This is a genomic window from Haematobacter missouriensis, from assembly GCF_000740775.1.
Lineage (GTDB): Bacteria > Pseudomonadota > Alphaproteobacteria > Rhodobacterales > Rhodobacteraceae > Haematobacter > Haematobacter missouriensis.
Genome location: NZ_JFGS01000002.1, coordinates 91637 through 106874, shown reverse-complemented (window position 1 = coordinate 106874; position 15238 = coordinate 91637). Strand labels below are relative to the sequence as shown.

Below are 15238 nucleotides of genomic sequence, written 5' to 3'. Positions count from 1 at the left end.
AAACGAGGCCGGGAACATAGCCGGATTCGCCGTGAGCGCAAGCCCTTTCTGATCCGCCATCAGGGTGGACCCGACGGTTCAGTCCTTCTTTGCCAGCTTTTCACGCAGTTCCGCAAGGGAGGCGAACGGCTTGACGTCGCCGTCGCGCATCGGTGCAACACCCGGCTCGGTAAACACCTGTTCGCCGACCTCCACACCCTCCGCCCGCGGATAGAGCGGCATGGCAAGGGCCAGCGCCTCCGCCATGACCGCACCGGGGTCGATGGTGGACCCGAGCGGCTCCGCATCGGTATCCTCGGGGATCTCGGTCTCTTCCGCCGGGGGTTCGGGCGGATTGGCGAGATACCGCCGCTGCACGTCTTCGCTGATATGGGTGGTGACAGGATCGAGCGTCACGATGCAGGGCTGAACGACTTCGGCCGTCAGATGCCCTTCAAGCATCCAGTCCTCCCGGCCAATAGGGCGAATTTCACCGCGGAAATGCACGCCCGAGAGGCTGGAGGCACCTACGGCGGCAGCAAGGTCGGCGAGTTCCTCGCCGTCCGGCTTGAGATCGAACCGGGTGGGCTTGCGCGGGCCGAGGCTGCTGATGCGGATCGGATGGGAAAAGGACAGGGGCATGGGCACTCCGGCGATCTCGAGGCCCGTCGCGGGCGGTGGCAGGACGCAGCGTTTCCGCTGCAGCTCATCCCTCCAGATAGGCGAAGCAACGGCAGGCGCAAGCGCCGCATCGCTGCATCCGACGAAGGGTATATCTTCCTTCCTTGAACCAGGGCGTGACCTTCTGTAAGCCAATGGGGACGCTTGGAAGCAAAAGACAAGGGGACGGAATGGTCAAGCTCCGGTATCTGGCGTGGCGGAGCATTGTCTGCCTCGTCCTGCCGTTCCTGGTGGCCTGTAGCCCCGTCTATCGCGACCATGGCTATGTTCCGACGGAACATGAGCTGGAACAGGTGCGCGTTGGCGTCGATACGCGTGAGACGGTTGCGCAATCCATCGGTCAGCCGAGCACGCATGGGGTGATGGGCGATTCCGCCTGGTATTTTGTGCAGGACCGCTTCCGCAACTATGGCGCGCTCGCGCCGGAGAACGTGGAGCGGCAGGTTCTGGCTATTTCGTTTGCCCCGAATGGCCATGTCGCGAATATCGAGCGATTCGGGCTGCAGGACGGCAATGTCGTCGTTCTCTCGCGCCGTGTGACCGAATCCGGCATCTCCAACGTCAGCTTCGTCACGCAGCTCCTGCGCAACCTCGGCACGCCGAGCCTTGACCAGATACTGCCCGAAGACCGGTAAGATCGCGCCGCGTGGCGCGACCTCACCGGCTGACAGAGCATCAGAGGGCGAGGATCAGCCCTTCGGCTCGTGGACCAGCGCCACGCCGTTGATGCAGTAGCGCAGCCCCGTCGGACCCGGGCCGTCGGGAAATACGTGACCCAGATGTGCGCCGCAGTTGTCGCAATGCACCTCTACCCGCACCATGCCATGGCTACGGTCCACGCTCTCGCCCACGGGCGCGCCCTCAGTCGGGGCGGTAAAGGCGGGCCAGCCGCAATGGCTGTCAAACTTCTCCGCCTGATCGAAGAGTTCCGTGCCACAGCCGACGCAGCGATAGATGGCGGCCCCCTGTGGGAAGTCGTCATGGCTGAACGGGCGCTCCGTTGCCTGCTCCCGCGTGACGCGATAGGCAAGATCGGAAAGCTGTTCGCGCCATTCCGCCTCCGTCTTCTGCACGGGGAGGGTTTTTTGCTTGGTGTCTGTCATTTGGGTCCTCCGGTGATCCGCGACGTGCGGTTGTTTTCAAGGTAGGCATGGGAGAGGGACGCTCCAACCCCCCCGGGGGGGCGGGGCGGAGGTCAGCGGCGTCGGCGGATCACCGGAACTTGCGTCCGCCGGAGCCGCGTCGCAGCCGGCGGATGTGGAGGAATACCCTCCGTCGCCTGCCAGAATGCCGGGCCGCCTAGCCGGAGCCAGAGCGGAACCGCGAGCAGACCTCCCACGACAAAGCCCCCGACATGCGCCCAGTGCGCAACCCCGCCATCCGCCTCCGGCGTGAAGGCTCCGGCAACGATCTGGATGAGGAACCAGTAGGCCAGCACGAGGGAGGCGGGCAGCGTGATGATCCGTATGAAGAAGATGAAGATGACGAGAAGATCGACCTTCGCCTTCGGGAACAGCAGGAGGTAGCCTCCCATCACGCCGGCGATCGCCCCGGAGGCGCCGACCATCGGCACGGAAGACGTCGGTCCCGCCGCGATCTGCAACGCTCCCGCACCCAGCCCGGAGGCGATGTAGAACGCCAGAAACGGCAGCCGCCCCATCCGGTCTTCCAGATTGTCGCCGAAGACATAGAGAAACAGCATATTGCCGAGGAGGTGCAGAAAGCCGCCGTGCAGGAACATCGACGTCAACGCGGTTTCCGGCCTCTCTCCCGCCATGACGCGGGCTGGAACCAGTCCCCAACGATCATAGAAGGCGCCCAGCCCCGCCGGGTCCGCCATCAGCGGTAACATCATCACGAAGACAGCGACGTTGAGCGCAATCAGCAACCATGTGATGACGGGCTGACGGGAGGCGGGATTATGATCGCGAAACGGGAACATGCATCATTTTCTCCGGAGCACGGCAAGGGTCAAGGGCGCGATGGCCGTCGCCGACCGTTGCGGGCGACAATGCGACACCGGCGCCCGTCTGCCCATGCCGGTCTGCCCATGCCGGTCTGCCCACGCCGGTCTGCCCACGCCGGGGCACGGGCGCGACCGCATTCGACATCTACCTTCTCCCACTCCGGGCACGCACCTGCGTTGGAGCCGCTTATCTGTGCGCAGGCCTGTACCGGTCCGCTGACGCGGGTCGGAACATGGGATAAGCAGGGAGCGGAAGGGAGCCGCACCATGAAAACAATCCATATTCTCAATGGCCCGAACCTCAACCTCCTCGGTCGCCGTCAGCCAGACATCTATGGACACGAAACGCTCGCCGATGTGGAAAGCGCCTGCGAAAAGCTGGCGCATTCGCTTGGGCTTTCCATCGTCTTCCGGCAGTCCAACCACGAAGGGGAGCTTGTGGACTGGATCCATGCTGCGCGGGAGGAGGCGGTGGGCATCGTCATGAACCCCGCGGCCTACACCCACACGTCGGTGGCGATTCTCGATGCCTTGAATGCCTTCGAGGGGCCGGTGATGGAAGTGCATATCTCCAACGTCCACAAGCGGGAGAGCTTCCGCCATCACTCCTATGTCTCGCTCCGCGCCGACGGGGTGATCGCGGGCTGCGGGACGGAGGGCTATCTGCTGGCACTCCGCCGGCTGGCGACGCTCGTCGGAGACTGACGAAGGGTCGTGCCTTCGCAGCGGCGCCGGGGAAGAGCTTCCGTCCCGCTGCATGGCCGGCTTCGGACGGTCCCGCTCCGACAGGAAGAGCCGAGGGCCCCGCAAGGCGATGCCGGCGCGCCACATCAGCCAACTTGTCGCTGGCGGAAAAAGGGTCGCGCGTTTAAGACCGGTGCGCAATTCTGGCGAGAGGTGCCCCATGTCCGACATCCGCCCGCAGCCCGGTATCATGGAGATCGCTCTCTATGAAGGCGGAGCATCGCATGTCGCAGGTCAGACGGATGCGATCAAGCTCTCGTCCAACGAAAACCCCTTCGGCCCTTCCGATCGGGCGAAGGAAGCCTTCTCCCGCGCGGTGCACAAGCTGCACCGCTATCCCTCGACCGATCATGCGGCGCTCCGTCAGGCGATCGGCGAGGTGCATGGGCTGGACCCGTCCCTGATCATCTGCGGCGTGGGATCGGACGAGATCCTGAACCTTCTCGCACAGGCCTATGTCGGGCCGGGGGATGAGGTTGTGTTTACCGAACACGGCTTCCTGCTCTACCGGACTTCCACGCTGGCCGCGGGTGGCACGCCCGTCGCGGTGAAGGAGCGGGAGCGGACGACCGATGTGGATGCGATCCTTGCCGCCTGCACGGAGCGGACGCGGCTCGTCTATCTAGCCAATCCCAACAACCCGACGGGCACCATGATCGGCCTGCCGGAACTGGAGCGGCTGGCGTCCGGCCTGCCGTCGGGGGCGATCCTCGTGCTGGACGGCGCCTATGCCGAATACGTGGAAGGCTATGATGCCGGGGCGGCTCTGGCGACGGGGATGCCCAATGTCTTCATGACGCGCACGTTTTCCAAGATCTACGGCCTTGGCGGGCTGCGGATCGGCTGGGGCTACGGTCCGAAGGAGATCGTGGATGTGCTCAACCGCATCCGCGGGCCGTTCAACCTGTCCAGCGCGCAGCTTGAGACCACGGAGGCGGCGGTCCGCGATCAGGATTACGTCGCGCGTTGCCGGGCGGAGAACGCCCGTCTGCGGACATGGCTCGCCGCCTCTCTGGCGGAGAAGGGCGTGCCTTCGGACATCTCGACAGCGAATTTCATCCTTGCCCGGTTTGCGGACGAGGCGGAGGCACAGGCCTGTGACGCCTACCTTCAGTCGCAGGGCCTGATCGTGCGGCGCGTCGCCGGTTACGGCCTTCCCAACTGCCTGCGCATCACCGTGGGAGACGAGGCATCCTGCCGCCGCGTGGCGCATGCGGTGGGCCAGTTCAAGGCACGCGAAGGCGGAGCGGTCTGATGGCGGTGCTTTATGATCGCGTGGCGCTGATCGGACTTGGCCTCATTGCCTCCTCCATGGCCCATGCGATACGGAAGGCCGGCCTCGCGCGGGAGATCGTCGGCTATGCCCGCAGCCCGGAAACGCGGGCCACGGCGCTGGAGATCGGCCTCTGCGACAGGGTGACGGAGACGGCGGCGGAAGCGGTGGTGGATGCGGATCTCGTCGTGCTCTGCATTCCGGTGGGCGGCATGGGCGATGTGGCGCGGGAGATCGGTCCGCATCTGAAGCCCGGCGCGACGCTGACCGATGTCGGTTCCGTCAAGCAGTCGGTGATCGACGCTGTAGCACCCTTCGTGCCGGAGGGGGTGGAATTTATCCCCGGCCACCCGCTTGCCGGGACGGAGCATTCCGGCCCTCGCTCCGGTTTCGCCGAGCTGTTCCGCAATCGCTGGTGGATCCTGGTCCCACTTCCCGGCGGATCGGACGCGGCGCTGGAACGGTTGGAGGCGCTTTGCCGCGGCATGGGCGCGAATGTGGAGACGATGGATGCAGAGCATCACGACCTCGTCCTCGCCGTCACCTCTCACACTCCGCATCTTATCGCCTATACGATGGTCGGCGTCGCAGATGACCTTGGCAGGGTCACCGATAGCGAGGTAATCAAGTTCTCTGCGGCGGGCTTCCGGGACTTCACGCGCATTGCCGCTTCCGATCCGACGATGTGGCGCGATGTCTTCCTCACCAACCGGGAGGCCACGCTGGAGATCCTCGGGCGGTTCACGGAGGAGCTTTTCGCGCTGCAACGCGCGATCAGGATGGGGGACGGCCAGATGCTCTTCGACTATTTCACCCGCACGCGCGCCATTCGGCGCGGCATCATCCAGGCGGGCCAGGATACAGCCGCCCCCGACTTCGGGCGCACGAAGGCGGGCGACTGAGTGAGGCGGCGGCGCGCGCTCGCCTTCTGGCTCTGTCTCACGGGTGTCGCTTTTGCCACTGCGGGGGAGGCGGGGCCGCTGCGATCCGACGCCCCGAAGCTGCGCCCCTTCGCATCCACTACCTCTCCGGTATCCACCGGTCCGGGCGGGGCGGTGCTTTCCGCAACACGCCCGCTGCCCCGGCCCGCAGGGCTTGCCGCTTCGCAGCGGAAAGTCGTCGCGGCGGGGGAGGGGATGGCGTTGCTGGACGCGCTGCTCCGCCCCATGCCCCGCCCGCCGCAGATCGCGGCGAAGCACATGCGGGAAGCCGCGCCGCTGGTGCAGAGCGTGTCCTTCATCGCGCCGGCAACGCCCGGTGCCATATCGCGGCAAGGCTCTGGCCTTTGCGGGGTTCCGAAGCTGACCGGACGGCGGATCGCCCCCGTCACCTCGCGCATTGCCGGTTGCGGCATTCCCGAGGCGGTGGAAGTCACGGCGGTCGATGGCGTCCAGCTCAGCCAGCCGGCGATGGTGGACTGCCAGACGGCGACCGCCCTCGACCAATGGGTAAGGACGTCGTTGAAACCCGCTGTCGGGCAGCAGGGGGGCGGGGTGAAATCGCTCCAGATCGCCGGAACTTATGCCTGCCGTCCGCGCAACAATCTGGCGGGCGGCAAGATCTCAGAACATGGGCGCGGCAGGGCGGTTGATGTCGCGGCTGTGGTTCTGGCGAATGGTCAGGCGCTCAATGTCGCGCGGGACTGGGGCAGGGGGCAGGCGGGGCAGATCCTGAAGACCGCATACAGCAAGGGCTGCGGGATCTTCAGTACCACGCTCGGCCCCGGATCCGACGGCTATCATGAAGACCACATGCATTTTGACACTGCCCTTCGACGCAACGGCAGCGCCTACTGCCGCTGACGCGGCGTGCCATTCGCCCGTCCTAGAGGGGTGTTATGCTGATGCCGGGGGCGGACTGGTCGATCTGTATCGTCCAGCGCGCGACCGTAGCACGTTGCGATCCGTGCCGACCTGAAAGGCTGCCAAAGAAGTCCCGAAGCGCCAAGCCTCTGCATACGAAACCCGTCCCGTAGATTGCCGACATGGCAGTCGGTCCGTCGGATTTCGGTCGATCTTCGCTCGACTCAGGTTCAGGAGATCTGTTCACAAGCCGGTTAAGTCCAGGGCCTGCGTCCGGTGTGCCGGGGTGCGCGGCCTCAGGGTCCCCGCGGGCGATGATGACACCGATCGCGCCCTGATTCGGGGGCTGTCGGCCAGCGTGTCGGCATGGGATCACCGTTGCCTGATCGTGTGGTTGCAGCCAATTGCCGGCCGCAGAACCCCCGATGACCGAGCCTATCCCCGCCGTTCCCGCAGCACGGGGGGGATGGTCGTCAGCGGAACCGGGCCAAGGAATACCACGCCGGAAGAGACGCGTAGCGGCACGTCCAGAGTTTTTGCTCCGAGCGTGGTTCCCGCCATGACGCGCAGAGCCACCTCCGCCACGGAACGGTTCTCCTCCGGCACGATGCCGAGGGCGATGACGATGTTCAGGATCGTTTCCCAGCCGCTCACACGCAGATGCAACGCTCCGTCCGCCAATCCCTCCGCGCCCATGGCCAGATCGCCGGAAAGCCGCAGGTTGGCGTTTCCCCAGATGACGCCCGCATCGCGGATGCCGATTGCCCTAATCTCCGGCGTGACACCATTCCTGTCGAACATCGCCCTGTCGAGCGGCGCATCAAGGGTGAGCGACGCGTTGAGCGTCACCGCCTCTATCTCCTCCGGCAGGCGGCTCCGCGGATCGATGTCGAGCTTGAGAGTGCCGCCCGGCGCAAGCTGCGTAGCAGAGAGCGAGAGATCATAGGTGTCCGGTGCCGCGCCCGTCTGCTCCGTCGGCTGCAGGGCCGCCACGACCTTCGGCAGCGCCAGAGACCATCCCCGGTCGGAAGCAAGCGTCACCGCCTCCCCCTCCGTGACCAGCCGTTGCAGCGCCATGCCGGGCGGCAGGCGCGTGCGGATGCTGCCCTGCATCCGGGTGGAGGCGACGGTGAGCGTCTGGTCAGGCAGGTGGACAGTCTGGGTGTCGGGCAGGGTGGCGATGATGTGATTGGGTTGGTAGGCCAGCGCCTGCAATCGCAGGAAGGGCGCCTGCCAGCCGTATCCGCTGCGGGGGTCGCGGATGTCGGGTGCGGTCAGTTCCAGGTCGAAACGGTAGGGAAACCCCCGGACCGACAGGCCCTGATGTCCGATCGCCATGCCGTGCTCCTGCTGCTCCGCGATGAAGGCCGCCGCACCATGCTCCACCCTTGAGGCGGCGAAGAACCACCATCCCGTCCAGCCGAGCAGCAGGAGAAGGGCGAAGCCGAGGATGAAGCGCATGGTCTTTCCCTTCACGCTGTGCTCCTTCTGTCTATATCGGGAGGTGGCGAAGCAACAGATGGGGATGCAGGTGGCGGAGATCGCATTCTGGGTATTTGGATATGGATCGCTGATGTGGGAGCCGGAGTTCCACCCGGTCGCCCGCCAGCGGGCGCGGCTGGAGGGCTGGCACAGGTGCTTCTGCATGCGCTCCATCCACCATCGCGGCACGGTGGAGGCGCCGGGGCTCGTCCTCGCGCTCGACCGGCAGGAGGGCGCCTTCTGCGACGGCGTGGCGCTGGCGGTCGCGGCGGAGGAGGCGGCCGAAGTGCTCGCGATGCTGAGGGAGCGGGAGCTCGTCAGTTCCGCCTATCTTGAGACCTCGCAGCCCGTGACACTGGAGGACGGCAGACGGGTAGAGGCGCTGACCTATGTCATCGACCCCGACCATGTGCAGTATTGCGCGAACCTGCCGCTGGAGGAGCAGGCCCGCATCATCGCCGCAGCGGTGGGAGGGCGCGGCCCGAACAGCGACTACCTGTACAATACCGTCGGCCATCTGGAGACGCTGGGCTTCGAAGACACCGATCTCGAGTGGCTTGCGTCGCGTGTGCGAGGCCTTGCCCCGGTCAGTTGAGGAAAATCCGCGCGATCCACGGTGCTATGAGTGAGGTCAGCACGGCGTTCAGCCCCATGCCGATACCGGCGAAGGCGCCTGCCGTCTCGTTGACCTGAAACGCTCGCGCGGTACCGACCCCATGCGCCGCGACCCCCACCGCGAAGCCCCGCGCCCGCCAGTCCCGAACGCCGAGCGCGTTGAGCAGCGGCGTGACGACGATGGCCCCGATGATCCCCGTGAGCAGGACCAGCGCCGCAGCGAGGGTGGGGGAGCCGCCGATCTTTTCCGTGATGCCGATGGCTACGGGTGCGGTGACCGACTTCGGGACGAGCGACAGCAGCGTCTCGTGGCTCGCCCCCAGCAGATGCGCGATGACCAGCACGGACCCCATGGCGGTCAGCGATCCGACGAACAAAGCCGCGACAAGAGGGATGAGGGCCGTTCGCAGGTTCGGCAGGTTGTCGTAAAGCGGGAGCGCCAGACACACCGTTGCCGGGCCGAGCAGGAAATGGACGTATTGCGCCCCCTCGAAATACACCGGATAGGGCGTGCCCGTCGCCAGCAGCAGCCCGCCTATCATGATGACCGAGAGCAGCACCGGGTTCACGAAGGGTTTGCGCCCCGATGCACGAAAGGCCGCGTCCGCGATCACGTAAGCACCGAGCGTGAGGGTGAGCCACAGCAGCGGCGCGTGGGACAGGTAGCTCCAGATTTCCGCGAAGTCAGTCATGCCGCTTGCCCTTCATCAGTCGAGCCACCGTGACAAAGGTGAGGGCCCCAGTCGCGATGGCGAGGATCGTGCTCCCGACAAGCGCTGCGCCGATGGCCAGCCCCTCGCTTTCCAGAAGCGGCAGATGCCCGATCACGCCGACACCGGCGGGCACGAACAGCAGCGACAGATTGCCGAGGATGCCGGTCGCCACGGGCCGGATCGCCCGGACCAGCCGGGGCGACAGCACCAATGCCGCGGCCATCAGCACCATGCCGATGACCGGCCCGGGCACTTGGATCGGAAACAGCCGGGCCAGTGCCTCGCCGACAAGCTGGCAGGCGAGGATGAAGAACAGAGGCAGGATCATGGAGGCGACCTTTTGCGGATGGCCAGAGGCTACGCCTGCAGCGGGAGCGATAGCGGACGCGCCCGCCGTATGGGGCTACCTCCGAAGCTACGCCCGCTGGGGCGGGAGGTGCAAGACGGGCTGGGCCGGTCGGGCAGATGCGGCGGTGTTCACCAGACGGCGGGCGGCAACGCTTCTGCGCTCACGCTCTTTCTCCACGATCCGGTCTTTCGGAACGATCCGGCGAGCGTGCGAGCCGGGCCGCGCACCGGTATTCCGGGACGCATCGCGTGGAGCGGCGTGCATGGTGGACGACTCCGCAGGGTCTGCGCGCCAAGCGGGGGAGGCTCAGCCAGCGGGAGACAATGCTTCTGCGCTCACGGCCGTTCTCCACGATCCGGCGAGAGCACGGCAGGGCGCGGGCCGGCGCTCCGGGAAGTATCGCGCAGAAGGGAAGCTCTGCACCTTTTGCCAAGGGTCTCCGGCAAGCACCGGGCGGCTACCATCCCGTCGGCCGCCGGGATGGCTCAGGCGGCGGGAGACGGCGCTTCTGCGCTTACGGCCTTTCTCCAGGTGAAGGATGTCGGACGCGCATAGCCGGGGTGGGCTGTCTCCGCGACGCGGTGGAACCCCATCGCGGCAAAGATCGCGTGATTCTCCACCAGTTCCACCCTGGTCTGGAGTTCGAGCGCTGCGTAGCCGAGCGCACGGGCGCGTGTTTCCGCCAAGGCCACCAGCCGCCGGGAGAGGCCCTGGCCGCGCGCCGCCGCCGCCACCGCGAGCTTGCCGAGATAGAGCGCCTCTGCCTGCGGTGTCAGGAAGACGCAGGCCTGCGGCTCCGCAGGCCCGTCGATCAGCCAGACCTCCCCCGTTTCCGCCTGCTCGGCGATGGAGGCGACCGACATCCGGTGCATGGAGGAGGGCGGGTCGATCCGCGCGTCCATATAGGCGAAGCTCTCCCGGATCAGCCGGAGGATCTGCGGGAAATCTGTGGGGGTCGCGATACGGGGTGTCATGGGCCGGAGGTTTGCCTGTGTGAGGATGCGGGAGCGCCGAAGCGGAGTGCCTTGTGATCTCTGCGGGACTTTCGTCCAACCGATGCGCGCCGAGGTCAGGATCCGCGATCAGACGGGGGAAGCCAGGGCAGGCGCTCCTCCGGGAAGTCATGGCCTTCGGGCGCGAAGGCAGCAGGATCGTCCTGGGAGCAGGCATAGAAATGCATTTCGCCGCCCTTTGCCGGACGATAACCCATGGGTGAGCCGCATGTGGGGCAGAAATAGCGCGTAACACCGGGGGAGGAGGCGTAGCTCGCCGGTTCCTCGCCCATCCAGCGCCAGCCGCCATCCCTGACTGCAAAGAAGCTCGTCATCGGGGAGGAGGTCGCTCGGCGGCAGCTTTCGCAGTGGCAATGAAGCTGCCAGATCACCTCCCCCTCCGCGCGGTACCGGATACGCCCGCAGAGGCAGTGCCCTTCGCGCGGGAGGGACTTTTCCATGAACAGGCTGTCGGGGTGGGGATCGTAGTCGCCGAATGGCCCCCGCTCGCGGTAGCCGAGCGTGCGATAGAGCGCCACGGCAGCAGGCAGCGCCGGGCCGGTCTCCAGCCGCATCAGGCGGCAGCCCGCGGAATGGGCCTCCCGCTCGAGCGTGATCATGAGGCTGCGTGCCACGCCCCGTCCGCGGGCGGCGGGGCGCATCCAGAGCCGCTTGACCTCTCCGTAACCTGTCCGGGTCACCAGCGCCACGCAACCGAGCGCCCGTCCCTCCTCCCGCGCGATCAGGAAGACGCCGGAGGCGGCGGCGATCTCCTCCGCCGTCAGGGTGAAGATCCCGCCCTCCGGAAACACCGCTTCCATATGAGCCTGACTTTCCGCGACAAGGGCGCGGCCATCCGGCGTGAGGGGGCTTTCGGGGGTGATCGAGATCATGTCTGGGTCCAGATGTTGTGGCAATGCCGGGTCTGGCTGCCGCTGCTGGGGATGTGATCGACAGGCAGCAGGTTTAGCCCTAGGATGCCGCTCCACTCCAGAGGGAAGGTTCTCCTTGCGCTTCGTACGGCTCAGGCTCAACGGCTTCAAGAGTTTCGTCGATCCGACCGACCTCGTCATCGCCGAGGGGCTGACGGGGGTCGTCGGTCCGAACGGCTGCGGCAAGTCGAACCTGCTGGAAGCGTTGCGCTGGGTGATGGGGGAAACCCGGCCAAGCGCGATGCGGGGCGGCGGGATGGAGGATGTGATCTTTGCGGGCGCGGCCTCCCGCTCCGCGCGGGGCTTTGCAGAGGTGGCGCTCAGCATCGACAACAGCGAGCGGTTGGCCCCCCCCGCCTTCAATGACACCGATGCGCTGGATATCGTGCGACGGATCACCCGCGATCAGGGTTCGGCCTATCGGGTGAACGGCAAGGATGTTCGGGCGCGGGATGTGCAGATGCTGTTCGCGGACGCCTCCACAGGCGCGCATTCGCCCGCATTGGTCCGGCAGGGTCAGATCGCCGAACTCATCAACGCCCGTCCGCAGGCCCGGCGGCGGATACTGGAGGAAGCGGCGGGGATCTCCGGCCTTTATCAGCGCCGGCACGAGGCGGAGTTGCGGCTGTCCGCCACCACCCAGAATCTTGAGCGCGTCGATGACATGCTGGAGCAGTTTCTCCAGCAGATGCGCATGCTGGAGAAGCAGGCACGGCAGGCGGCCCGCTACCGGGAGATCGGCGCGGCGCTTCGCCGGGCGGAGGGCGCCTTGCTGCTTGCCCGCTGGCAGGAGGCTGTCGCCGCCGCGGAAGTAGCACGGACCGGGGCGGAGCAGGCCTCCCGCAAAGCTGCGGAGACAGGGGTCGCGGCAGAGGAAGCCGCCGCCCTCCGCACGGACCTCGCCGCCGAAATTCCGGGGCTGAGGGAGGAGGCCTCCATCGCCACCGCTGTCGTGGAACGTCTGCGTCTCCAGCAGGCGGCCCTTGCGGAGGAGGAGGCACGCGCGGGAGAGGCGGTTGCGGCCCTGCGCGCGCGGGCGGACCAGCTTGCCGCCGACCGGGAGCGGGAAGCCGCGCTCCACCGGGACGCGGGCGAAACGCTCCGCCGGCTGGAGGAGGAGGCACACGCGCTTCTGCAGGCGGGCGAGGGGCATGAGGAACGTCTTGAGGAGGCGGAGGAGTCGGCGGAGACCGCGGCAGCTGTGCTTGCCGAAGCGGAGGCGCGGCTTGTGGGACTGACGGAAACGCTGGCCCGCGCCGTCGCCGATCACGAGAGCGGCCAGAGGCGGCTCTCCGCCGCCGAAACCGTGGCGGAACGGAGCCTCCGCGACGCCGCCCGGGCCAGCGCGCAAGCGGAGGAGGCCGAGCAGCTCCGCGCGCGTGCCGTCGAAGCCGTGGAGGCCGCGGCAGAAGGACAGGAGGCAGGCGCTTGTGCCCTGGAGATCGCGGAGGAAGCGATCATTGCGGCGGAGACCCGGCTTCGGCGCGTTCAGGGAGAGGAGGGCGAGGCCCGCACCCAGCGCACCGCCGCCGAAGCCGTCGTGCGTGCGATCTCGGCCGAGGTCACGACGCTCGGCCGGATGGTGGAGCAGGCGCGCGGCAAGAGCAGCCGGGTGCTGGATCAGGTGGCGGTCTCCGCAGGCTATGAAAAGGCGCTGGGCGCGGCGCTCGCCGATGACCTCGACCTGCCGGAGCGGGAGAGCGACGGATCCGGCTGGCGACACCTGCCGCCGCTGCGGGAGGACCGACTGCCCGAGGGGGTGGAGCCGCTGGCCCGGCATGTCGATGGCCCGCTGGCGCTTGCCCGTCGGCTGTCGCGCATCGGCGTAGCGACGGCGGATCGGGCGGCGGCGCTGCTCCCGGCGCTCATGCCCGGAGTGCGGCTCGTGACGCGAGAGGGGGATCTGTTCCGCTGGGACGGGCTCGTCCGCGTCGCGGGGGACGGCGTGTCGGATGCTGCCCGGCAACTGGCGCAGCGCAACCGCCTCGCCACGCTGCGGGTGGAACTGGCGGAGGCGGAGGCGCGGGCGGAGACGCTGCGCGAGGGACATGAGGCGCTGGCGGACGCCCTTGCCGCCGCAGCCGTGGCCGAGAAATCCGCCCGGATGGCCCGCAAGGAGGCGGAGCAGCGGCTGGCGGAGGCAAGCCGGGCGCTGAACCGGGCGGAGACGGAGCGTTCGGTGGCCGAAGGCCGGATGGAGACGACCCGCCTCGCCGCCCATGGGCATCGGGAGCAGGCAGAACGCGCGGCGGAGGAGGTGGAGGAGGCCCGTGTGGCGATGGCCGCCTTCCCGCCGCTTGACGGACTGCGCGAGGATGCAGCCGCCGCACGGCGCGCGGTGGAGCAGGCGCGGGCCACCACACTGCACCGCCGTGCCGCGACGGAGGACATCCGCCGTCAGGGCGCTGCGCGGGAGCGGCGGGCGGCGGAGGTTTCGCGCGAACAGGCGCGCTGGGCCGAACGGCTCTCCGCCGCAGAGGGACGTGCCCGTGAGATGGACGGGCGGGAGGCGGCTGTCGCTACCGATCTTGCCCGCGCCCGTGCCGTGCCGGAGGCGCTTGCCGCGCGGGCGGAAGCGCTCGCTGCTGATCTTGACCTCGCCGGAGCCCGGGAGGCCCGCGCACGCCCCGCGTTGCAATCGGCGGAACGCGCGCTGGCGGAGGCGGAGGCGGCGGAGCGGGCGGCCGAGCGTCTTGCCTCGGACAACCGGGAGGAGCGGGCATCGGCCATCGCCCGTGCCGATGCCGCCGCGCTTGTGGGCGCGGAGGCCGCCGACCGCATCCGGGAGGAGGCGGAGACGGAGCCCGCCGCGCTGGCTGCGAGTCTGGGTGAGGTCACCGTGACCGCGGGCGAGACGGAGGAGGAGATCCACCGGCTCCGCCGCGCGCGGGAGGCCTTGGGCGCGGTGAACCTGCGAGCGGAGGAGGATGCCCGCGCGCTGGCCGAGGAGCAGGGGACGCTGGCCGTGGAGCGGGCCGATCTGGATGCCGCCGTCACCAAGCTCCGCGCGGGGATCGCCGCGCTGAACCGGGAGGGGCGGGAAAGGCTGCTGGCCGCCTTCGATCAGGTCAACCGCAACTTCCGTCAGCTTTTCACGCATCTGTTCGGGGGCGGAGAGGCGGATCTGGTGATGGTGGAGTCGGATGATCCGCTGGAGGCCGGGCTGGAGATCATGTGCCAGCCGCCGGGCAAGAAGCTCTCCGTCCTGTCTCTGCTGTCAGGCGGGGAACAGACGTTGACCGCGATGGCGCTGATTTTTGCGGTGTTTCTTGCCAATCCCGCGCCGATCTGCGTGCTCGACGAGGTCGACGCCCCGCTGGACGATGCCAATGTCGGTCGGTTCTGCGATCTGCTGGACGAGATGACGCGCCGCACCGGCACCCGCTTTCTCGTCATTACGCATCACGCGGTGACGATGGCCCGGATGGACCGCCTGTTCGGTGTCACCATGCAGGAGCAGGGGGTGAGTCAGCTCGTCTCCGTCGATCTGACACGGGCGGAGGCACTGGTGGCATAGTCCCGGACCCGTGAATGGGATCGTTCGATTGGCTAAAGCGTAATCGTCGGCGATGAGGCAGGGAACAGCTTGCGCGTTCTGGCCGATTCATGGCCGTTTGGCTGGCTTCTGCCTCCGTTGCCGCGGAACCCTCGGAATTGGTATCCGGTCGCACCCGGGGTTGATCCGGGCATCGTCCTTATACCGAACCGAA

At 67.5% G+C, this 15238-nt stretch carries 15 protein-coding genes; 7 read left to right on the top strand and 8 right to left on the bottom strand.

The genetic code is table 11. From position 1 onward, the window contains the following. Nucleotides 1-78: 78 nt before the first annotated feature. Entirely contained in the window at nt 79-621 is a 543-nt protein-coding gene (locus CG51_RS02740; protein ID WP_084694997.1) for a YceD family protein, read from the bottom strand. A gap of 209 nt (nt 622-830) precedes the next feature. Here CG51_RS02740 and CG51_RS02735 point away from each other — a divergent pair, with 209 nt between their 5' ends. After that, nucleotides 831-1295, top strand: a complete 465-nt coding sequence (locus tag CG51_RS02735) for an outer membrane protein assembly factor BamE (protein WP_035741575.1) — start codon at nt 831-833, stop codon at nt 1293-1295. A gap of 54 nt (nt 1296-1349) precedes the next feature. On the opposite strand, the gene msrB is transcribed toward CG51_RS02735, so the two are convergent. Next, nucleotides 1350-1763: a peptide-methionine (R)-S-oxide reductase MsrB gene (gene msrB, locus CG51_RS02730; RefSeq protein ID WP_035741573.1), complete on the bottom strand. Its 414-nt coding sequence runs from the start codon at nt 1761-1763 to the stop codon at nt 1350-1352. A gap of 92 nt (nt 1764-1855) precedes the next feature. Then, nucleotides 1856-2602: a rhomboid family intramembrane serine protease gene (locus CG51_RS02725; RefSeq protein WP_035741569.1), complete on the bottom strand. Its 747-nt coding sequence runs from the start codon at nt 2600-2602 to the stop codon at nt 1856-1858. 291 nt (nt 2603-2893) lie between these two features. Here CG51_RS02725 and aroQ point away from each other — a divergent pair, with 291 nt between their 5' ends. The 4 genes from aroQ to CG51_RS02705 all read left to right on the top strand — a co-directional run bounded on the left by aroQ (nt 2894) and on the right by CG51_RS02705 (nt 6445). Continuing rightward, the gene (gene aroQ / locus CG51_RS02720; protein ID WP_035741567.1) at nt 2894-3331 is read left to right on the top strand and encodes a type II 3-dehydroquinate dehydratase; all 438 of its coding nucleotides are present in this window, start codon (nt 2894-2896) and stop codon (nt 3329-3331) included. Nucleotides 3332-3530: 199 nt separating this feature from the next. Next, a complete protein-coding gene (gene hisC / locus CG51_RS02715; protein ID WP_035741565.1) occupies nt 3531-4625 on the top strand; it encodes a histidinol-phosphate transaminase in 1095 nt (364 codons plus the stop codon). Continuing rightward, nucleotides 4625-5545, top strand: a complete 921-nt coding sequence (locus CG51_RS02710; RefSeq protein WP_035741563.1) for a prephenate/arogenate dehydrogenase family protein — start codon at nt 4625-4627, stop codon at nt 5543-5545. The genes hisC and CG51_RS02710 overlap by 1 nt, the downstream gene beginning before the upstream one ends. Then, on the top strand, nt 5546-6445 hold the full coding sequence (locus CG51_RS02705; RefSeq protein ID WP_051929995.1) for an extensin-like domain-containing protein: 900 nt from the start codon (nt 5546-5548) through the stop codon (nt 6443-6445). 435 nt (nt 6446-6880) lie between these two features. On the opposite strand, the gene CG51_RS02700 is transcribed toward CG51_RS02705, so the two are convergent. Further along, complete coding sequence (locus CG51_RS02700) at nt 6881-7921, bottom strand: DUF2125 domain-containing protein (protein ID WP_143412838.1); 1041 nt, start codon at nt 7919-7921, stop codon at nt 6881-6883. Nucleotides 7922-7970: 49 nt separating this feature from the next. Between CG51_RS02700 and CG51_RS02695 the strand changes: the two genes are divergently transcribed. Next, nucleotides 7971-8522, top strand: a complete 552-nt coding sequence (locus tag CG51_RS02695) for a gamma-glutamylcyclotransferase (protein ID WP_035742013.1) — start codon at nt 7971-7973, stop codon at nt 8520-8522. Here CG51_RS02695 and CG51_RS02690 read toward each other — a convergent pair. From CG51_RS02690 to CG51_RS19020, 4 genes are all read right to left on the bottom strand, one after another. Then, complete coding sequence (locus CG51_RS02690) at nt 8515-9234, bottom strand: LrgB family protein (RefSeq protein ID WP_035741558.1); 720 nt, start codon at nt 9232-9234, stop codon at nt 8515-8517. The genes CG51_RS02695 and CG51_RS02690 overlap by 8 nt on opposite strands. Next, nucleotides 9227-9583 (bottom strand): CidA/LrgA family protein, encoded by a 357-nt coding sequence (locus CG51_RS02685; protein WP_035741556.1) that lies wholly within the window; start codon nt 9581-9583, stop codon nt 9227-9229. The genes CG51_RS02690 and CG51_RS02685 overlap by 8 nt, the downstream gene beginning before the upstream one ends. A 506-nt stretch (nt 9584-10089) precedes the next feature. Next, nucleotides 10090-10578 (bottom strand): GNAT family N-acetyltransferase, encoded by a 489-nt coding sequence (locus tag CG51_RS02680; RefSeq protein WP_035741555.1) that lies wholly within the window; start codon nt 10576-10578, stop codon nt 10090-10092. 95 nt (nt 10579-10673) lie between these two features. Continuing rightward, complete coding sequence (locus CG51_RS19020; protein WP_084694996.1) at nt 10674-11489, bottom strand: GNAT family N-acetyltransferase; 816 nt, start codon at nt 11487-11489, stop codon at nt 10674-10676. A gap of 115 nt (nt 11490-11604) precedes the next feature. Here CG51_RS19020 and CG51_RS02665 point away from each other — a divergent pair, with 115 nt between their 5' ends. Then, nucleotides 11605-15045: a chromosome segregation SMC family protein gene (locus CG51_RS02665; RefSeq protein WP_035741552.1), complete on the top strand. Its 3441-nt coding sequence runs from the start codon at nt 11605-11607 to the stop codon at nt 15043-15045. Nucleotides 15046-15238 lie beyond the last annotated feature (193 nt).